Source organism: Salmonella sp. SAL04214, from assembly GCF_046550615.1.
Classification (GTDB): Bacteria; Pseudomonadota; Gammaproteobacteria; order Enterobacterales; family Enterobacteriaceae; genus Salmonella; species Salmonella enterica.
On the sequence record NZ_JBGDXT010000002.1, the window covers coordinates 49504 to 69801 of the forward strand.

20 protein-coding genes and 1 other annotated feature are annotated in these 20298 nt (G+C 51.3%); of the genes, 10 read left to right on the forward strand and 10 right to left on the reverse strand.

Annotated elements, in window-relative coordinates:
- Positions 1–180: 180 nt before the first annotated feature.
- Complete coding sequence (dnaJ, locus tag ACLJQD_RS03425) at positions 181–1320, reverse strand: molecular chaperone DnaJ (protein ID WP_001119009.1); 1140 nt, start codon at positions 1318–1320, stop codon at positions 181–183.
- 85 nt (positions 1321–1405) lie between these two features.
- The gene (gene dnaK, locus ACLJQD_RS03430) at positions 1406–3322 is read right to left on the reverse strand and encodes a molecular chaperone DnaK (RefSeq protein WP_000516126.1); all 1917 of its coding nucleotides are present in this window, start codon (positions 3320–3322) and stop codon (positions 1406–1408) included.
- A gap of 348 nt (positions 3323–3670) precedes the next feature.
- On the opposite strand from dnaK, the gene ACLJQD_RS03435 reads away from it, so the two are divergent.
- The 3 genes from ACLJQD_RS03435 (at position 3671) to satP (ending at position 5540) form a co-directional block, all read left to right on the forward strand.
- A complete protein-coding gene (locus tag ACLJQD_RS03435; protein ID WP_001258086.1) occupies positions 3671–4075 on the forward strand; it encodes a DUF2541 family protein in 405 nt (134 codons plus the stop codon).
- 35 nt (positions 4076–4110) lie between these two features.
- The gene (gene msyB, locus ACLJQD_RS03440; RefSeq protein WP_001103477.1) at positions 4111–4824 is read left to right on the forward strand and encodes an acidic protein MsyB; all 714 of its coding nucleotides are present in this window, start codon (positions 4111–4113) and stop codon (positions 4822–4824) included.
- A gap of 149 nt (positions 4825–4973) precedes the next feature.
- Positions 4974–5540 (forward strand): acetate uptake transporter, encoded by a 567-nt coding sequence (gene satP, locus ACLJQD_RS03445; protein WP_000528525.1) that lies wholly within the window; start codon positions 4974–4976, stop codon positions 5538–5540.
- Positions 5541–5596: 56 nt separating this feature from the next.
- Here the strand turns inward: satP and mog are convergent, their stop codons facing one another.
- Together mog and tal are read right to left on the reverse strand one after the other, a co-directional pair.
- Complete coding sequence (gene mog / locus ACLJQD_RS03450; RefSeq protein WP_000380373.1) at positions 5597–6187, reverse strand: molybdopterin adenylyltransferase; 591 nt, start codon at positions 6185–6187, stop codon at positions 5597–5599.
- Between the two features lie 110 nt (positions 6188–6297).
- A complete protein-coding gene (gene tal, locus ACLJQD_RS03455) occupies positions 6298–7251 on the reverse strand; it encodes a transaldolase (protein ID WP_000130175.1) in 954 nt (317 codons plus the stop codon).
- 268 nt (positions 7252–7519) lie between these two features.
- On the opposite strand from tal, the gene ACLJQD_RS03460 reads away from it, so the two are divergent.
- Positions 7520–8950: an alanine/glycine:cation symporter family protein gene (locus tag ACLJQD_RS03460; protein WP_017441777.1), complete on the forward strand. Its 1431-nt coding sequence runs from the start codon at positions 7520–7522 to the stop codon at positions 8948–8950.
- Between the two features lie 78 nt (positions 8951–9028).
- Entirely contained in the window at positions 9029–9802 is a 774-nt protein-coding gene (yaaA, locus tag ACLJQD_RS03465) for a peroxide stress protein YaaA (RefSeq protein ID WP_017441776.1), read from the forward strand.
- A gap of 93 nt (positions 9803–9895) precedes the next feature.
- Here the strand turns inward: yaaA and thrC are convergent, their stop codons facing one another.
- The 6 genes from thrC to yjjY form a co-directional block, all read right to left on the reverse strand.
- Complete coding sequence (gene thrC / locus ACLJQD_RS03470; RefSeq protein WP_017441775.1) at positions 9896–11182, reverse strand: threonine synthase; 1287 nt, start codon at positions 11180–11182, stop codon at positions 9896–9898.
- Positions 11183–11185: 3 nt separating this feature from the next.
- Positions 11186–12115, reverse strand: a complete 930-nt coding sequence (thrB, locus tag ACLJQD_RS03475; protein ID WP_000241685.1) for a homoserine kinase — start codon at positions 12113–12115, stop codon at positions 11186–11188.
- Between the two features lies 1 nt (position 12116).
- Positions 12117–14579, reverse strand: coding sequence for a bifunctional aspartate kinase/homoserine dehydrogenase I (thrA, locus tag ACLJQD_RS03480; protein WP_017441774.1), 2463 nt, complete (start codon positions 14577–14579; stop codon positions 12117–12119).
- Between the two features lie 25 nt (positions 14580–14604).
- Positions 14605–14725, reverse strand: a sequence feature (Thr leader region).
- On the reverse strand, positions 14661–14726 hold the full coding sequence (thrL, locus tag ACLJQD_RS03485; RefSeq protein ID WP_001575544.1) for a thr operon leader peptide: 66 nt from the start codon (positions 14724–14726) through the stop codon (positions 14661–14663). It overlaps the preceding feature by 65 nt.
- Positions 14727–14939: 213 nt before the next feature.
- A complete protein-coding gene (locus tag ACLJQD_RS03490) occupies positions 14940–15626 on the reverse strand; it encodes a tRNA/rRNA methyltransferase (RefSeq protein ID WP_017441773.1) in 687 nt (228 codons plus the stop codon).
- A gap of 399 nt (positions 15627–16025) precedes the next feature.
- Entirely contained in the window at positions 16026–16166 is a 141-nt protein-coding gene (gene yjjY / locus ACLJQD_RS03495; RefSeq protein WP_410967611.1) for a protein YjjY, read from the reverse strand.
- Positions 16167–16261: 95 nt separating this feature from the next.
- Between yjjY and arcA the strand changes: the two genes are divergently transcribed.
- The 5 genes from arcA to sthA all read left to right on the forward strand — a co-directional run bounded on the left by arcA (position 16262) and on the right by sthA (position 20253).
- Complete coding sequence (gene arcA, locus ACLJQD_RS03500) at positions 16262–16978, forward strand: two-component system response regulator ArcA (RefSeq protein WP_001194359.1); 717 nt, start codon at positions 16262–16264, stop codon at positions 16976–16978.
- Positions 16979–17245: 267 nt separating this feature from the next.
- A complete protein-coding gene (locus ACLJQD_RS03505; protein ID WP_000749515.1) occupies positions 17246–17560 on the forward strand; it encodes a hypothetical protein in 315 nt (104 codons plus the stop codon).
- 383 nt (positions 17561–17943) lie between these two features.
- Positions 17944–18615, forward strand: coding sequence for a winged helix-turn-helix transcriptional regulator (locus ACLJQD_RS03510; protein ID WP_000811635.1), 672 nt, complete (start codon positions 17944–17946; stop codon positions 18613–18615).
- Between the two features lie 338 nt (positions 18616–18953).
- On the forward strand, positions 18954–19499 hold the full coding sequence (locus ACLJQD_RS03515; protein ID WP_000482235.1) for a fimbrial protein: 546 nt from the start codon (positions 18954–18956) through the stop codon (positions 19497–19499).
- A gap of 70 nt (positions 19500–19569) precedes the next feature.
- Positions 19570–20253 carry a fimbrial biogenesis chaperone SthA gene (sthA, locus tag ACLJQD_RS03520; protein ID WP_000680522.1) on the forward strand — a complete coding sequence of 228 codons (684 nt, stop codon included), beginning with the start codon at positions 19570–19572 and terminating at the stop codon, positions 20251–20253.
- The last annotated feature ends 45 nt before the right edge of the window (positions 20254–20298 follow it).

Below are 20298 nucleotides of genomic sequence, written 5' to 3' on the forward strand. Positions count from 1 at the left end.
ACGTTTTTTTAAAGAATAAGCGTATACAAAACTGCTGATTAACATCAATTTGTTTATCAGTAAAAACAAAATATCAACAAATGAGAGGATACGATGCGTTTAACAGAGGCCTGGGCGCGTACAGGCAGAAAAAAGCCCGGATATACACCCGGGCTGAAGAAAAATACAACGGGAAAAAGATTAGCGAGTCAAATCGTCAAAGAATTTTTTCACGCCGTCAAAGAAGCTTTTTGAACGCGGGCTGTTTTTCTCTCCCGTCGGGCCGCCAAAACTTTCCTGAAGATCTTTTAGCAATTGCTTCTGTTTTTCGCTCAGACCGACCGGCGTTTCAACCACCACACGGCACAGCAAATCGCCCTGCGCGCCACCACGTACGGACTTCACGCCTTTGCCGCGCATACGGAACAGCTTGCCCGTTTGTGTTTCGCTCGGTACTTTCAGCATCACGCGACCATCTAACGTCGGCACTTCAATTTCACCGCCCAGCGCCGCCATCGCAAAGTTGATCGGCACTTCGCAATAAAGATTATTGCCTTCACGCTCGAAAATAGGGTGTTGTTTCACCTGGACCTGAACGTACAAGTCGCCTGCCGGTGCGCCATGCTCGCCCGCTTCGCCCTCGCCTGCCAGACGAATACGATCGCCGGTATCCACGCCCGCCGGGATTTTAACGGACAGAGTTTTACTCTTTTCAACACGCCCATGACCGTGACATTTATGGCACGGATCTTTGATCAGCGTACCGCGTCCCTGACAGTGTGGGCAGGTCTGCTGTACAGCAAAGAATCCCTGGCGCATCTGTACCTGACCAGAACCATGACAGGTCGGACAGGTTTGCGGTTGCGTGCCAGCTTTCGCGCCGCTGCCGTGGCAAACGTCGCACTCCTCCAGCGTCGGAATACGGATCTCTTTGGTCACGCCACGCACCGCTTCTTCCAGGGTGAGATCCATGTTATAACGCAAATCAGCCCCACGCGCCGCACGTTGGCGACCACGCCCGCCGCCAAAGATATCGCCAAAAACGTCACCAAAGATATCACTGAAATCAGCGCCGCCATTAAAGCCGCCGCCAAATCCGCCGCCCATACCGCCTTGTTCAAACGCGGCGTGACCATACTGATCGTAGGCTGCGCGTTTTTGCGCATCGGTCAGCACTTCATAGGCTTCTTTAATCTCTTTAAATTTAGCTTCGGCCTCTTTATCACCCTGATTGCGGTCCGGATGATATTTCATGGCCAGGCGCTTATACGCCTTTTTGATTTCACGCTCTTCCGCTGTTTTGGAAACGCCTAAAATCTCGTAGTAATCTCTTTTCGCCATCTCTTTTTATCTGCCCTTAACATGCATGCACGGGCGGAGAGGAAACCTCTTCGCCCGTGCCAGTAATTACCCGTTCAAAGGGCGATTATTTTTTATCTTTTACTTCTTCAAACTCAGCGTCGACAACGTCGTCATCTTTCGCGTTGTTTGCAGAAGCGTCAGCGGAGCCAGCCTGCTGCTGCGCATGTTGCTGTTGAGCGATTTCCATCAGTTTCTGGGAAACCTGCGCCAGTTCCTGCATTTTCGCTTCGATAGCGGCTTTATCTTCGCCTTTCAGGGCAGTTTCCAGCGCGCTCAGGGCAGACTCGATAGCGGTTTTGTCATCAGCCGGCAGTTTATCGCCTGCTTCTTCGACCTGCTTACGGGTGCTGTGCAGCAGATGGTCGCCCTGGTTACGGGTCTGAACCAGCTCTTCAAACTTACGGTCGGATTCAGCGTTCGCTTCTGCATCGCGAACCATTTTCTGAATTTCTTCCTCGTTCAGACCAGAAGATGCCTTGATGGTGATCTTCTGCTCTTTACCGCTATTTTTGTCTTTCGCGGAGACGTGCAGGATACCGTCAGCATCGATATCGAAGGTAACTTCGATCTGCGGCATACCGCGCGGCGCCGGGTTGATGCCATCCAGGTTGAACTGACCCAGAGATTTGTTATCAGACGCACGTTTACGCTCACCCTGTAGCACATGGATGGTTACCGCAGACTGGTTGTCTTCCGCAGTAGAGAACACCTGGCTGTGCTTGGTCGGGATGGTGGTGTTTTTGGTGATAAGCGGAGTCATCACGCCACCCATCGTTTCGATACCCAGAGACAGCGGGGTAACGTCCAGCAGCAGTACGTCTTTCACATCGCCGGTCAATACGCCGCCCTGTACCGCTGCGCCGATAGCCACAGCTTCGTCCGGGTTAACGTCTTTACGCGGCTCTTTACCAAAGAACTCAGCCACTTTTTTCTGCACCATTGGCATACGGGTCTGACCGCCGACGAGGATCACGTCGTTGATATCAGACACGGACAGGCCAGCGTCCTGCAGTGCGACTTTCAGCGGCTCGATAGAACGGTTTACCAGATCTTCAACCAGGCTTTCCAGTTTCGCACGAGTCACTTTGATGTTCATGTGTTTCGGACCGGTGGCATCTGCGGTAATGTACGGCAGGTTCACGTCGGTCTGCTGCGCAGAAGACAGCTCGATTTTGGCTTTTTCTGCGGCTTCTTTCAGGCGCTGCATGGCCAGCGGATCGTTACGCAGGTCAATGCCCTGATCTTTCTTAAACTCGTCAACGAGGTAGTTGATCAGGCGGGTATCGAAGTCTTCACCACCCAGGTGGGTATCACCGTTGGTTGCCAGAACTTCAAAGGTTTTTTCGCCATCAACTTCGTCGATTTCGATAATAGAGATATCGAAAGTACCACCACCGAGGTCGTAAACCGCGATAGTACGGTTGCCGACTTCTTTATCCAGACCGTAAGCCAGCGCTGCGGCAGTCGGTTCGTTGATGATACGTTTAACTTCCAGCCCCGCGATACGACCAGCATCTTTGGTAGCCTGACGCTGCGCATCGTTAAAGTAAGCCGGTACGGTGATAACCGCTTCAGTTACCGGTTCGCCCAGATAATCTTCAGCCGTTTTCTTCATTTTCTTCAGCACTTCGGCAGAAATCTGCGGCGGCGCCATTTTCTGACCTTTCACATCAAGCCATGCGTCGCCGTTGTCGGCGCCGATGATTTTGTACGGCATGATAGAAACGTCACGTTGAACTTCTTCGTCCTGGAAGCGGCGGCCAATCAGGCGTTTAATCGCAAACAGGGTGTTTTGCGGGTTTGTCACTGCCTGACGTTTAGCCGGCTGACCAACCAGAGTTTCACCATCCTGGGTATAAGCAATGATAGAAGGCGTAGTGCGATCGCCCTCGGCGTTCTCCAGCACGCGTGCCTGCGTTCCATCCATAATCGCTACACAAGAGTTGGTAGTACCCAGGTCGATACCAATAATTTTACCCATCTAAACGTCTCCACTAAAAATTCGGTCATCATGTGGTTGTGAATCTGTAATAAGGGCGAAACGTGCGGTTTCAACTACCCTGAATCGTTTTTTTTCAGACTCACCACTGCGGTTGACTACAAGATGGGGTCGTAACCCACGTCATCAAGGGGGAGATGAAAAAATTTTTTAGTGACGAGAGGGCGCGATGGAAAACCAGGCAAACAAACATTCATGAAATAAATTAAACAACGAATACTATTCACAGAAAAATTGTAATAAAAAGAAAAGATTACAAAACTGAATCGTTGCCATGAGCAGAGTATGATAGACGGTAATTGCTTATTGAACCCGTCAAAGAGAAATTTCATGCGATCTGTGTTAACGATTTCCGCCGGCCTGCTTTTCGGCCTGGCGTTAAGTAGCGTCGCGCACGCGAACGACCATAAAATACTGGGTGTTATTGCCATGCCCAGAAATGAAACGAACGATCTCACGCTGAAAATTCCCGTCTGCCGCATCGTGAAGCGCATTCAACTCACGGCGGATCACGGCGACATCGAACTTAGCGGCGCATCCGTCTATTTTAAAACTGCGCGTAGCGCCAGCCAAAGCCTGAACGTCCCTTCCTCAATCAAAGAGGGCCAGACAACAGGCTGGATCAATATTAATAGCGATAACGACAACAAACGCTGCGTATCAAAGATTACCTTCTCAGGCCATACGGTAAATTCTTCCGATATGGCGAGACTTAAAGTCATTGGCGACGATTAATCGCTGTTATTTCTATTCCAAAAGCCAGACTGAAAATGAACGTCACCTATTTACACGACGAGGATTTAGACTTTCTTCAGCATTGTAGCGAAGAACAACTCGCCGATTTCGCCCGTTTGCTGACGCATAACGAAAAGGGCAAGGCTCGCTTGTCGAGCGTCCTTAGTCATAACGAGCTGTTCAAAGCGATGGAAGGTCACCCGGAGCAACACCGCCGTAACTGGCAGCTCATTGCCGGCGAGTTTCAGCATTACGGCGGCGACAGTATCGCCAACAAATTGCGCGGACACGGAAAACAGTACCGCGCGATTCTGCTGGATGTCGCAAAACGGCTAAAACTCAAAGCAGATAAAAGCATGTCGACGTTTGAAATAGAACAGCAACTGCTGGAGCATTTTTTACGTCATACCTGGCAGAAGATGGACGCGGCGCATAAGCAGGAATTTCTGCAAGCCGTAGACGCCAAAGTTTCTGAACTGGAAGAACTGCTGCCGCTGCTCATGAAAGATCGCAGTCTGGCAAAAGGGGTCTCCCACCTGCTTTCCACCCAGCTTACCCGCATTTTGCGTACCCATGCCGCAATGAGCATCCTGGGTCACGGATTGCTGCGCGGCGCAGGTCTTGGCGGCCCGGTCGGCGCGGCGTTAAACGGCGTCAAAGCGATGAGCGGCAGCGCGTATCGCGTGACTATTCCGGCGGTGTTGCAAATAGCCTGCCTGCGACGAATGATGGCAGCCGTTCAGGCGTGAATGCCCTCACTGGGGGAAATATTTTCTTTTCCCCCTTATTAGATCATAGACAGTCCTCTTCCCCCTGATTATTATGCCGCGCCCCGAATACGGAACTCGTTATTCTGGGAAACTATTTCACCATTCAATTATGATGATTTTGAGGAATTATGGGCAACACTAAGTTGGCTAATCCGGCACCGCTGGGCCTGATGGGCTTCGGCATGACCACCATTCTGCTTAACCTGCACAATGCCGGTTTTTTCGCCCTGGACGGTATTATTCTGGCGATGGGGATTTTCTACGGCGGTATCGCGCAAATTTTTGCCGGTCTGCTGGAGTATAAAAAAGGCAATACCTTTGGTTTAACGGCCTTTACCTCTTACGGTTCGTTCTGGCTGACGCTGGTCGCTATCCTGCTGATGCCGAAAATGGGCCTGACGGATGCGCCTGACGCTCAGCTACTCGGCGCTTATTTAGGTCTGTGGGGCGTGTTCACGCTGTTTATGTTCTTCGGTACGCTGAAAGCCGCCCGCGCGCTGCAATTTGTTTTCCTGAGCCTGACCGTACTGTTCGCTCTGCTGGCGGTCGGCAATATCACCGGTAACGAAGCCATTATCCATATCGCAGGCTGGGTTGGTCTGGTTTGCGGCGCCAGCGCTATTTATCTGGCGATGGGTGAAGTGCTAAACGAGCAATTTGGCCGCACTATTCTGCCAATCGGCGAGGCGCACTAAATCTCTTTTATTCCTCCCGCACCGGGAGGAATAACCCTACTATCAGTATCTTCCGGTCAGGACGACATATTCTCACGTCTGGCGCTCTTCGGACGGAAAGCGGCAACCACTTCCGGCGCGGTTTCGACATACGGCCCGTCAAGCAGCTGTATACAATACGGCACGCTCGCAAAAATGCCCGGCACGCTAACGCTGCCATCGTCCGCTTTTACGCCTTCCAGCGTTTCTTTGATCGATTTTGGCTGTCCAGGCAGATTAAGAATTAACGCCTGTTTACGGATAACGCCCACCTGGCGGGAAAGAATGGCGGTCGGCACAAAGCGCAGGCTGATCTGGCGCATCTGTTCGCCAAAACCTGGCATTTCACGGTCGGCGATGGCAAGGGTCGCGTCCGGCGTGACGTCGCGACGCGCCGGACCGGTACCGCCAGTGGTCAGCACCAGATGACAGCTCATCTCATCAACCAGTTCACACAACGTTTGCTCGATAATTTCCTGTTCATCAGGAATTAAGCGCCGTTGGACCTCGAAAGGCGTGGTCAGCGCAGAAGCGAGCCACTCCTCAAGCGCAGGAATGCCTTTATCCTGGTAAACGCCGCTTGAAGCGCGGTCGGAGATAGAAACTAAGCCAATACGTAAGGTATCCATGATTATTCCGTTTAAACAGTCTCGTTAAACAGAATGATACACTGCGAAGGGAAGGACAGACAGGTTTCAGAAGAGGTAGCGTGACCCATATCAGGGCCACGCGTTAATGATTACAGCAGATCGCCGATCATTTTTTCCAGTTTTTCCTGGTCTACCGCAAACTTACGGATACCATCCGCCAGTTTGTCAACCGCCATGGGATCCTGGTGATGCTGCCACAGGAACTCAGCTTCGGTAATGCGTTCCGGGCGCGCTTTGACTTCGCCGGAGAAAGAGAGCTTACGCTCAATCGCCCCTTCGCTTTCCGCCAGTTCTTTCAGCAATGCCGGTGCGATAGTCAGGCGGTCGCAGCCCGCCAGCTCCAGAATTTCGCCTACGTTACGGAAGCTTGCGCCCATAACGACGGTTTCGTAACCATGCTGTTTGTAGTACTCGTAGATTTCCGTTACGGAAACCACGCCCGGATCTTCAGCTGGCGCATAGTCTTTCTTGTCGGTATTGGCTTTATACCAGTCAAGAATACGACCTACGAACGGCGAGATCAGGTAGACGCCCGCTTCGGCGCACGCACGCGCCTGCGCGAAGGAGAACAGCAGCGTCAGGTTACAGTTGATGCCTTCTTTTTCCAGCTGTTCGGCTGCGCGAATGCCCTGCCAGGTGGACGCCAGCTTGATCAGGATACGATCGTTGCTGATACCCGCATCATTGTAGAGTTTAATGATACGTTTTGCTTTGGCGATAGACGCTTCAGTGTCATAAGACAGACGCGCGTCAACTTCGGTAGAAATACGCCCCGGCACCAGCTTCAGGATTTCCAGGCCAATATTCACCGCCAGCTTATCGGTCGCGTCAACAACCTGCTGCGCGCGGTCGCTGCTCTGCTGTTTCGCCCAGGCGACAGCATCGTCAATCAGCTTACGATATTCCGGGATTTGCGCTGCGTTAAGAATGAGAGAAGGGTTAGTTGTAGCATCCTGCGGCTGGTACAGCTTCATTGCCGCGATATCTCCGGTATCAGCCACTACGGTGGTGAACTGACGAAGGGAGGTCAATTTGTCCGTCATGATAGAGTTTCTCTTTAAACAGCTTGTTAGGGGATGTAACCGGTCTACCCTGATGATAACACGACGCACTCACAGCGCAACCGCCTACATGCACCTGGCTGCCCTTGTGCACTGTTTGCGTATCTGCCGACGGTTGATGCGCAATTAAAGGATACCGCCGTATTTATGGTAAACTGCCGTTAATATTAGTCTGACAAGGTCATCTACATCATGGGTCACGCTTATACAGGATCATCAAAGCGTGACGGCATCAACAAGAGGGACGTTAATGCCTGAGTTTTTCAGTTTTATTAACGAAATACTCTGGGGCTCGGTAATGATTTACCTGCTGCTCGGCGCAGGATGTTGGTTTACCTGGCGTACCGGATTCATTCAATTTCGTTATATTCGCCAATTTAGCCGCAGTCTGAAAGGCAGCTTTAGCCCGCAGCCAGGCGGCCTGACGTCATTTCAGGCGCTGTGTACCAGCCTCGCGGCGCGGATTGGCAGCGGTAATCTGGCCGGCGTGGCGCTGGCTATCGCCGCAGGCGGTCCCGGTGCGGTATTCTGGATGTGGGTCTCGGCCATCATTGGCATGGCGACCTCCTTCGCCGAGTGTTCGCTTGCCCAGCTTTATAAAGAACGTGACCCGACAGGCCAGTTCCGCGGCGGCCCGGCGTGGTATATGGCGCGTGGGCTGGGAATGCGCTGGATGGGCGTGGTTTTCGCCCTCTTTCTGCTCGTCGCCTACGGGTTGATTTTTAATAGCGTGCAGGCGAATGCCGTCTCACGCGCGCTCCATTTCGCCTTCAACATTCCGCCGCTTATCTCCGGCATTGCTCTGGCGTTCTGTGCCCTGTTAATTATCATTCGCGGCATAAAAGGCGTTGCCCGCCTGATGCAATGGCTGATTCCCCTCATCGCGTTATTGTGGGTCGCCGGCAGCGTGTTCATTTGCCTCTGGCATATTGAGCAAATGCCTGGCGTTATCGCCTCGATAGTCAAAAGCGCATTTGGCTGGCAGGAAGCCGCGGCAGGCGCAGCCGGATATACGCTCACTCAGGCTATTACCAGCGGTTTTCAGCGTGGGATGTTCTCTAATGAAGCGGGAATGGGGTCAACGCCTAATGCGGCCGCAGCGGCAACGTCGTATCCCCCTCACCCTGTCGCGCAGGGGATTGTGCAAATGATTGGCGTATTCAGCGACACCATTATCATCTGTACCGCCAGCGCGATGATTATCCTGCTGGCGGGGAATCACGCGTCCCACTCGTCAACAGAAGGCATTCAGCTTCTCCAACATGCAATGGTTTCGTTGACCGGTGAATGGGGCGCCAGTTTTGTCGCGCTTATCGTCATTCTGTTCGCGTTCAGTTCTATCGTCGCCAACTATATTTACGCCGAAAACAATCTGTTTTTTCTGCGGTTACATAACGCAAAGGCTATCTGGCTATTACGCCTTGCGACGCTTGGCATGGTTATCGCCGGTACGCTTATCAGTTTTCCGCTGATATGGCAGCTCGCTGACATGATCATGGCCTGTATGGCCATTACCAATCTGACGGCGATTTTGTTGCTCTCACCGGTGGTGTATACCCTCGCCGGCGATTATCTGCGACAACGGAAACTGGGCGTAAGACCGCAGTTCGATCCGCGGCGCTTCCCGGATATCGAACCACAACTGGCGCCAGATACCTGGGAGGCGGCATCGCGCGATTAAGCCGACAATCGCAACCATCGGTCAACTCTGCGGCGTTTTTTTGCTAAAGTCGCAGAAAATTCCCTGCAAGGACTGGATATGCTGATTCTGATTTCACCTGCAAAAACGCTTGATTATCAAAGCCCGCTGGCCACGACCCGCTATACCCAGCCGGAGCTGTTGGATCACAGCCAGCAGCTTATTCAACAGGCCCGCCAGCTTTCGGCGCCGCAAATTTCCAGGCTGATGGGAATTAGCGACAAACTGGCGGATCTCAACGCCACGCGTTTTCATGACTGGCAGCCTCATTTTACGCCGGATAATGCACGCCAGGCGATTCTGGCGTTCAAAGGCGATGTTTATACCGGTCTACAGGCGGAAACGTTCAGCGACGCGGATTTTGATTTTGCTCAACAACATCTGCGTATGCTCTCTGGCTTGTATGGCGTATTGCGCCCGCTGGATTTAATGCAGCCTTATCGTCTGGAGATGGGGATTCGCCTGGAGAATCCGCGCGGCAAAGATCTTTATCAATTCTGGGGCGATATCATTACCGATAAGCTCAACGAAGCGCTTGAGGCGCAGGGCGATCGGGTGGTGGTGAATCTGGCCTCTGAGGAATATTTTAAATCGGTGAAGCCGAAGAAACTGAATGCCGAGCTGATTAAGCCCGTGTTCCTTGATGAGAAAAACGGCAAGTTTAAGGTGGTAAGCTTCTACGCCAAAAAAGCGCGCGGACTGATGAGCCGTTTTATTATTGAAAACCGCTTAACGAAGCCGGAACAGCTTACCGCGTTTGACCGTGAAGGGTATTTCTTTGATGAAGAAACCTCCACACAAGACGAGCTGGTCTTTAAACGCTACGAGCAGTAACGGCATCGCCGGATGGCGGTTACGCCTTATCCGGCCTACAAATCGACACCACCCCATAGGCCCGGTAAGCGACAGCGCCACCGGGCGCAATGGTTACTGGCGGGTCATCATCAGCTTACGCAGGGCGGCAAAATCCGCAGGCAGATGATGTGAAAGCAGCGGCAGGTCGGCGCGTTCGGCGAGCGCTTCAGGCAAGGCCAGCGTTTCTCCCAGAATGGACTCCACGCTTTCTTTAAACTTCGCCGGATGCGCCGTTCCGAGAAACAAGCCATACTCGCCAGGGTTTAACTGGTCGCGTAATGCCCGATACGCTACCGCCGCATGAGGTTCCGAGATATAACCTTTCGCTTTCAGCTCGCGCATCGTCTGCTGTGTCGTAGTATCATCTACCGCCGCATAGCCCAGCTCAGTCAGACGCCAGATTTTACGGCGGAACAGCTCCTCCACGCGCGGCCAGTTATTCGGCTGGCTGACATCCATCGCATTCGACAGGGTCGCCTGCGTCGCTTTCGGCGCCCACTTCCCGTCATGCAGAAAACGTGGCACCGTGTCGTTGACGTTGGTGGCGGCGATAAAACGTTTCACCGGTAGGCCTAACGACTTCGCCAGCAGCCCTGCCGTCAAATCGCCAAAGTTGCCGCTGGGGACGGAGATCACCAGTTGGTTACGCGCCCCCTGCGGCAGTTGCGCCACGGCTTCAAAGTAGTAGCAAATTTGCGCCAACAGGCGGCTGATATTAATCGAATTAGCCGAATTCAGCCCCAGCGCCGTTTTCAGATCTTCGTCATCAAATGCCTGTTTCACCAGCGCCTGGCAAGCGTCGAAATCGCCGTCGATCGCCACGGTTTCAATGTTGCCGCCCAGCGTACAGAATAGTTTTTCCTGCAACGGACTGATCTTACCGCGCGGGTAGAGAATGACGACCCGCACATTTTCCAGGCCATAGAACGCGTGAGCCACCGCCGCGCCGGTATCGCCTGACGTTGCGGTCAGAATCGTCACCGGTTTGTCGCCGCTGATATGCGTCAGCATTTGCGCCATAAAACGCCCGCCGAAGTCTTTAAAGGCCAGCGTCGGACCATGGAACAGCTCCAGGCAGCCGACATCGCTTTCTACCTGCGCTACCGGCGCCGGGAACGCAAACGCCGCGCGGACGCGCTCCTCCAGAATTTGCTGCGGTATTTCATCGCCAATAAATGCCGAGAGGATCTTTGCGCTACGGCTGACAAAGTCCTGGTTGAGCATCTCATCAATTTCCGTCAGGCTAAACTCCGGCAGTTCGTGCGGAAAAAAAAGTCCCTGCTGTTTGCCCAGTCCTTGCGTGACGGCCTGCGCAAAGCTGACCTGCTCATTATGGTCTTTCAGATTATAGAGTTTCATTGATTATCCCACTACTCGTGCGCCCGCCGTATCCAGCCGGCAAATATGAACGAAGCCTTCCTGATTTTGCAGATAATGTTTGCTCAGCCAGTCCGCGACGCGCTGCGCCGTCTCCGGTTTATCGCATAGCGCAAACAGCGTCGGCCCCGATCCGGAAATCCCGCTCGCCAGCGCGCCGATCTCCGACACCGCCTGCCGCGCCTGGCTAAAGCCCGGCAGTAAACGCGCGCGGTATGGTTCGGCAATAACATCTTTCATCAGCGCGGCGGCAAGCTGCGGCTGCCGCGAGTAACAGGCGTGAATAAAACCGGCCAGATGCCGTCCATGCGCAATGCAATCCTGACGGCGATACTGCGCAGGCAAAATGGCCCGTGCTTCTGCGGTGGAAACTTTAATGCCCGGATAAGCCAGTACCCATAGCCACTCATCAAAGCCCGGCACCTGCTGACTAATAATGCCGTTTTCTTCAATCATCAACTGCATACCGCCAAGAAAGCACGGCGCGACGTTATCGTAATGGATGCTGCCGGAGATACGGCCTTCCAGCTCGCCCATCAGCGCCAACAGACGCGTGTCGTTTAACGGTTTGCCGCAGTGCTCATTCATCGCGACCAGCGCAGCGACGACGGAACAGGCGCTGGACCCTAACCCGGAACCAATCGGCATATTTTTTTCCAGCGTCATCGCCACCGGGATGGTTTTCCCCAATGCCTGGCAAAAACGTTCCCAGCACTGATAAACAATATTTTCACGCGGCTCCGGCGGCAGTTTATCGGCAAATCGCCCCAGGTTATGCAGACGGAAATGGTCCGCTGCTTCAACGGATACCACATCGCCCAGCAACGTGCCGTCAACGGGTGTGACGGCCGCGCCCAACACGTCGAAACCGACGCTCATGTTCGCGCTGGAAGCCGGGGCATACACTTTCACCATGTTAAACTCCTAACTTCCATGAGAGGGTCCGTAACAGATCGGCAAACACGCCCGCCGCCGTCACATCATTGCCTGCGCCGTAGCCGCGCAGCACCAACGGCAAGGGCTGATAATAGTGGCTGTAGAACGCCAGCGCGTTTTCACCGTTTTTCACTTTGAAGAGCGGATCGTTACCATCAACTTCGGCAATCTTCACGCGGCACACGCCATCCTCTTCGATATTGCCCACATAGCGCAATACCTTACCTTCATCACGAGCTTTCGCCACACGGGCGGCAAACGCGTCGTCAAGCTGCGGCAGATGCGCCATAAAGGTGGTCACATCGCCGGAGGCGTCAAACTCGTCCGGCAACACCGGTTCAATCACAATATCGGAAAGCTCCAGCTCGCGGCCCGTCTCGCGGGCGAGGATCAACAGTTTCCGCGCCACATCCATACCGGAAAGATCGTCGCGCGGATCGGGTTCGGTATAGCCCATCTCGCGCGCCAGGGCGGTCGCCTGTGAGAGACTCATCCCCTCTTCCAGTTTACCGAAAATAAAAGAGAGCGACCCGGAAAGAATGCCGGAAAATTTTTGCAGTTCATCACCCGCATTCAGCAGGTTTTGCAGGTTTTCGATTACCGGCAAACCGGCGCCGACGTTGGTGTCATACAAGAATTTGCGCCGTGATTGCGCGGCGGCGAAACGTAGCTGATGGTAGTAGTCCATCGACGAGGTGTTCGCTTTCTTGTTTGGCGTCACCACATGGAATCCTTCACGCAGGAAGTCAGCATACTGGTCGGCCACCGCCTGACTGGAGGTGCAATCAACAATCACCGGATTGAGTAGATGATATTCTTTCACCAGGCGAATTAAGCGTCCCAGATTGAACGGCGCGTTCGCTTGCACCAGTTCCGCCTGCCAGTTGTCCAGATTCAGGCCATGCACATTGGTTAGCAACGCCTTTGAGTTCGCCACGCCGCACACGCGTAGATCGATGTGCTTGTTCTTCAACCAGGTTTGCTGACGTTTAAGCTGTTCCAGTAGCGCGCCGCCGACGCCGCCGACGCCAATGACAAACACTTCAATCACCTGATCGGTATTGAACAGCATCTGGTGCGTTACCCGCACGCCGGTGGTGGCATCGTCGTTATTCACCACCACAGAAATGGAACGCTCAGAAGATCCCTGAGCGATCGCCACGATATTGATATTGGCCCGCGCCAGCGCGGCGAAGAATTTCGCTGAAATGCCGCGTAGCGTGCGCATACCGTCGCCGACAACAGAGATAATCGCCAACCGCTCCGTAACCGCCAACGGCTCCAGCAGCCCCTCTTTCAGCTCCAGATAGAACTCATCCTGCATCGCACGGCGGGCACGCGCGCAGTCACTCTGCGGCACACAGAAGCTGATGCTGTACTCAGAGGAGGACTGGGTAATGAGCACCACCGAGATCCCGGCGCGAGACATGGCGGCGAAAACACGCGCCGCCATCCCAATCATCCCTTTCATTCCTGGGCCGGAAACGCTAAACATCGCCATGTTGTTAAGGTTAGAGATCCCTTTAACCGGCAGATTATCATCGTCGCTGGACGCGCCGATCAGCGTTCCTGGCGCCTGCGGATTACCGGTATTTTTAATCAGACAGGGGATCTGGAACTGGGCGATGGGCGTAATGGTGCGAGGGTGAAGAACTTTGGCGCCGAAGTAAGAGAGTTCCATCGCTTCCTGGTAGGACATCGATTTCAGCAGCCTGGCGTCCGGCACCTGGCGCGGGTCACAGGTATACACGCCATCGACGTCAGTCCAGATTTCACAGCAGTCAGCGCGTAAACAGGCGGCCAGCACGGCGGCGGAATAGTCGGAACCATTACGGCCCAGCACCACCAGTTCACCCTTTTCATTACCGGCGGTAAAGCCCGCCATCAGGATCATGTGATCGGCCGGGATCTGGCTGGCGGCGATACGGCGAGTCGATTCCGCGATATCGACGGTAGATTCAAGGTAATGGCCCACCGCCAGCAATTTTTCTACCGGATCGATCACCGTGACGCGATGTCCACGCGCCTCCAGGAGGCCCGCCATAATCGCGATCGACATTTTTTCGCCACGGCAAATCAGCGCGGCGTTGATGCTGTCCGGGCACTGACCCAGCAGGCTGATACCATGCAAAACATGTTTGATCTGAGCGAATTCTTGTTCGACAACCATTTTCAACCGTGCAAGCGGGAATCCCGGCTGCGCGCTGGCAAGTCCTGCGAGCAGGTCAGAAAAAATACGTTCGGCATCGCTGATATTCGGCAAAGCATCCTGGCCGCCGATAGTTTTTTCAATCATTGCCACCAGATGGTTGGTAATTTTCGCGGGGGCGGAAAGTACGGTCGCTACCTGCCCTTGCCTGGCATTGCTTTCCAGAATATCGGCAACACGCAGAAAACGTTCTGCATTTGCCACTGATGTACCGCCGAACTTCAACACTCGCATGGTTGTTACCTCGTGATCTCTGGTCGAAAAAAAAGCCCGCACTGTTCAGGTGCGGGCTTTTTTCTGTGTTTCCTGTACGCGTCAGCCCGCACCGTTACCTGTGGTAATGGTGATGGTGGTAATGGTGGTGGTGCTGATGCGGTTCATGGATGTTGTGTACTCTGTCATTTTTATTTGTCTGTCTTGTATTCCTATATTGGTTAAAGTATCTGCCCGCCTAAGTCAATAAATTTTTAAATTGATCACATTCCGAAACTTGTTCATGTGCTGCTGGCGATATATTTATTTTCAACCAATTCCCCCTGTCATGATCTCTTGCAACCAGACGTAATCTCTTATTATTTTAAAAATTACAGCACGTTATTTTGTTAGTTTTTTTTCAATATCATGGACCAAACGGTGCAACATTACCGTATCTCGCTGTCCCAGCAGGCCGATTCGCTGTTGTAGCCAGTCGGTTAATTTGTGGTCATCGGCCGCCTCCAGAGTCGTTAACAGACGTAAAAGGCGCGCGCGTAACGCCTGTAACTGCGATTCATCAGCAATATCAACGGATTCTGTGGTCTGTTGCATTAAACCTGCTAATTGATAGCAATACACCATGACCGCCTGACCCAGATTGAGCGAAGGGTAATCCGCCGCCATCGGCACGCCGGTCAATACATCCGCCAGCGCCAGCTCGTCATTGGTCAAACCGGAATCCTCACGGCCAAAAACCAGCGCGGCATGACGCATCCAGTGTGATTTTTCCTGTAATAAGGGAACCAGTTCAGCGGGCGAAGCGTAGTAATGAAATTTTGCCCGGCTGCGAGCTGTCGTCGCGACGGTAAAATCCACATCGTGGAGCGCGTCGGCAAGGGTGTGGAAAACCTCAATATTATCAATAATATCTCCAGATCCATGTGCGACCCAACGGGTGGCGGGCTCCAGGTGCGCCTGGCTGTCGACAATACGCAGGTCAGTAAATCCCATGGTCTTCATAGCCCGGGCGGCTGCGCCGATATTTTCCGCTCTGGCGGGAGCGACAAGAACGATTGTTACACGCATTTCATTACTCTTTTTGACTAATTTACAGGAAATTAGCTGGCGTTTGTAAGCATATTACGCTTCGCAAATTTACAAAATTTTAACGGATATCACTGAAAAAGCATTTTTGATTTCGTAAAAGACGCTACACTATTGCGTATCTGTACTATTGCTGTTTATGTTAACAGAACATCGTTATCCTGCTGTTTATTTAGGATAATTTAATTTAAAATAGATCCTGTTCTTTGGATTCATCACATTTATTAGTTGGCTTACGTAACTAGTTGGAATATTGCAAATTTGTGATGAAAGCTAGCATTTAGCTACGATGATTTCATCAAACTGTTAACGTGCTACAATTGAACTTGATATATGTCAACGAAGCGTAGTTTTATTAGGTGTCCGGTACGTCTTAGCCTGTTATGTTGCTGTTAAAATGGTTAGGATGACAGCCGTTTTTGACACTGACGGGTCCAGAGGGAAAGTACCCACGACCAAGCTAATGATGTTGTTGACGTTGATGGAAAGTGCATCAAGAACGCAATTACGTACTTTAGTCATGTTACGCCGATCATGTTAATTTGCGACATGCATCAGGCAGGTCAGGGACTTTTGTACTTCCTGTTTCGATTTAGTTGGCAATTTAGGTAGCAAACATGCAGACCCCGCACATTCTTATCGTTGAAGACGAGTTGGTAACACGCAACACGTTGAAAAGTATTTTCGAAGCGGAAGGCTATGATGTATTCGAAGCGACAGATGGCGCGGAAATGCATCAGATCCTCTCTGAATATGACATCAACCTGGTGATCATGGATATCAATCTGCCAGGGAAAAACGGTCTCCTGTTAGCGCGTGAACTGCGTGAACAGGCTAACGTTGCGCTGATGTTCCTGACGGGCCGCGATAACGAAGTCGACAAAATTCTCGGCCTCGAAATCGGCGCGGATGATTACATCACCAAACCGTTTAACCCACGCGAATTGACCATCCGTGCCCGCAACCTGCTGTCCCGTACCATGAACCTGGGTACCGTCAGCGAAGAGCGTCGTAGCGTTGAAAGCTACAAGTTCAACGGTTGGGAACTTGATATCAACAGTCGTTCACTGATCGGCCCGGACGGCGAGCAGTATAAACTACCGCGCAGCGAGTTCCGCGCGATGCTTCACTTCTGCGAAAACCCTGGCAAAATTCAGTCACGCGCAGAGCTGTTGAAGAAAATGACCGGGCGTGAGCTGAAGCCGCATGACCGTACTGTTGACGTTACCATTCGTCGTATTCGTAAGCATTTCGAATCCACGCCGGATACGCCGGAAATCATCGCCACCATTCACGGCGAAGGTTATCGCTTCTGCGGCGACCTGCAGGATTAATTCGGCCCAGGCGCCGAACCGTAAAAACAGCCGGTAAGTTATTCTTACTGGCTGTTTCTTATGCCCCCCCTTCCGCTAAGCGGCCTCGCTTTCCCTCCTGACCTGCCGTTATGACGTACTCTTTTACATAAAAATTGTCGTATAGCGCTGTTTATCTCAGCTTGCGAAAGTTAAGGTAGTTTGTGTATTTACATTAAAGAGTAATACACGGGATTTGTTAGTCCCCAAAAAATAAGGGGATGCTCACAGGACGTGAGGTTTCACAGGATGAAAAAATCACCATTATGCTGCTACCTGTTTTGTGCAGCGATGTCAGCTTCATCAGCCGCGCTGGCTGCTACCGCGCCGGTCTCCGCAGGCGTTATTCATTTCAAAGGCCAGATTGTCGAATATGGTTGTAATCTTGCGCCTCACGATCGCAATATCGAGGTATCATGTTTGCGGAATAATATCCCCCATTTGCAGACAGTCGCCACACCGTCTGGAAACGCTATTTCGTTGATGAATGGAATCGCCACGGTACGACACGTGTCGTTAAAAGATCATCCGGAGATTCAAAGTTTGATCGTCCAGTACCGCTAACCGCTTATGGCTCCCGCCGGGAGGAGTTCCGGCAGGCGGCGATTTCGCTCAGTAAAACGCCGCCCGCCTGCATTTTGTACTTTTCTCTCATTCGTATCCTCCAACAGCGATGAACATCGCTTCGCTATCCTGTACGCTCTACGCGCTAGTTAAGCACGGTACCTATGATAGCTGTCATAAAATGATTGCAAATAAAATCATCACATTTACTATGGTTAACCTTAAAAACAGCGTTGTCGCTCATGCATTGATAAGGTGAATACATTGACTTAAATATTCTTGTTGGCTATTTTAATTTACTTAATTATAATTTAAGTAAATATTAAATTTATGTTTACCTTTTAATAGTCAACCACTTTATCAGCCATAATAATGGGGAAGATATGAAGCAGTTAAACGGCGGGAATGTGTATCGTCCCACAGGGAAAGAAAAAAACCTGCAAGCCATTTTAAATATTCATCGGCACGTTATTCAAAACATCTCCCCTGTCACTATTACGGCCGGTAAAACACTGGATATCAAGATTGATAATCAATCCCACATCCTGTTAATCACTAAAGGCGCTATTAAAGTATGTCGGCGTATCGACAGCATTGTAATGGGCTGCGGTGTCTCACCAATGATTTTAGGCCTGGTAGATGCCTATGCTGACTTATACCAGTTAGAAGAGAATTCAGACGTCTTTTTTATCGCCGAAACCACCTGTGAATATTATCCTGTCCCAGTAAAAGATTTTGTGGAAATAGCTGATGAAAAGCATCTCTGGCGTGACATTTCGAACATCCTGATGTACCGCATTGCTTTCATGACTAACCGTGACAGAAACCTTATCGGGCAGGACGCCTATAGCCAGATAAAAGCGCTGTTACTTGAACTGTGGTCGTATCCTGAAAGCTCACGATTTGAGATCAACGCACAGAACTTCATACAGCAGAGAACCGGGCTTTCACGCAGCCGTATCATGCAGGTACTTTCAGAACTAAAAGCGGGGGACTATATAAAAATACTGCATGGAAGACTGTTAGAGCTTCGAAACCTGCCGGTTTCATTTTAAACGGACAAGCGTCGTATATTCTTAAAAATAAAGCAATATAGAGTTAAATAAATCCTCCAGGAAATAATAACTATTATCAAAAAAGAGCTCTTGCTCTATAAATCCAGTCATCAACCATACTTCTTTAGTGGTATTTTATTAAACTTTGTTACCGGGTCCGAAACTGGACTGCCGTTCAATATTGCATCAGAATTTTTATTGAGTTCATAGTTGATATACGTAGAATAGCCGCCTGCTTATCTACAGAACAGAAAGAAGCGCATACAGAGTAAAATATAATATTTTATTTTATATAGCTATCTTTATTTTTCAGCGAATAGAATCAGGCAACAATTAATATGTTTAATAAGAAAATTATCATCCTGGCAATGTTAACTGCCGTAGCATCCACACCGGTATTTGCCCAGAACACGATTACGTTCAATGGCAAAATTTACGATCAGGCGTGTACGGTTCAGGTTAATGGCTCCACGGATACCACCATTGATTTAGGCAATTACAGCAAAGAACGCATCGCGGAAAAAGGCGCCACAACCGATTACGTGCCGTTTACCGTAAGCCTGGTTAGCTGCCCGGAAGCAGGGACTGGCGTACCAACCCAGGCCATGTTCCGCTTCCACGGCGCAACAGATGATTCCAACCCAACGTACTTCAAAAACGCGGACGAAGGATCGGAAACGGGCGCCGCGGGTGTCGGTATTTCTATTCAGAACGCTTCACATAGCGATGTGACAGATAACACGGATGATGCCGCAGTGAACCTGCCAACCGACGGCTCGGAAGCAGACTTTACCTATTACGCTGCCATGGCAAACGATGGTTCCGCAACCGTAACCGGTGGAGATGTTAGCACTCAGGTTACGTATACCGTTTCGTATCAGTAAGGCATTCTCATCCTGATGTGGACAGGCAGGATGCCAGTCCATAGCGTAAAACATCTTTACAGAGTAAAAAATGAAACACATAAAGAAATCCGTGTTGGTCGTATTACTGACAAGCCATGTTGCCCATGCCAGCATTGTTGTTGGCGGAACCCGACTGGTTTTCGACGGCAATAATGATGAGTCGTCAATCAATGTAGAGAATAAAGACAGCAAAGCGAATCTTGTTCAGTCATGGTTATCGGTTGCCGATCCCCAGGTCACAAATAAGCAGGCGTTTATTATCACCCCGCCTCTTTTTCGCCTTGATGCCGGGCAAAAGAACAGCATTCGGGTTATTCGCTCTGGCGCCCCCCTACCTGCAGATCGGGAGTCTATGTACTGGCTCAATATTAAGGGGATTCCTTCTATTGATGATAATGCCTCCGCGAACCGCGTGGAAATCTCCATTAATACCCAAATAAAGCTTATATATCGACCGCCAGCATTAACAAAATCAACGCCTGATAGCCAGAGCCAACAATTAAAATGGCAGACGGCAGGTGATGTTATTACCGTAAATAACCCCACTCCCTATTATATGAACTTTGCCAGTGTGACGCTTAACAGCCATGAAGTGAAATCAGCGACCTTTGTTCCGCCAAAATCATCAGCGTCATTTAAATTGGGTTCTACTGCCGCCCCTCATGGCACGGTAACGTGGCGATTAATCAGCGATTATGGGATGAGTTTAGAGCCGCATTCCGGTTCATTCTAGCCATTAACGACTTCACTTTACTTTTACCCTTTCAGGACTTTTACT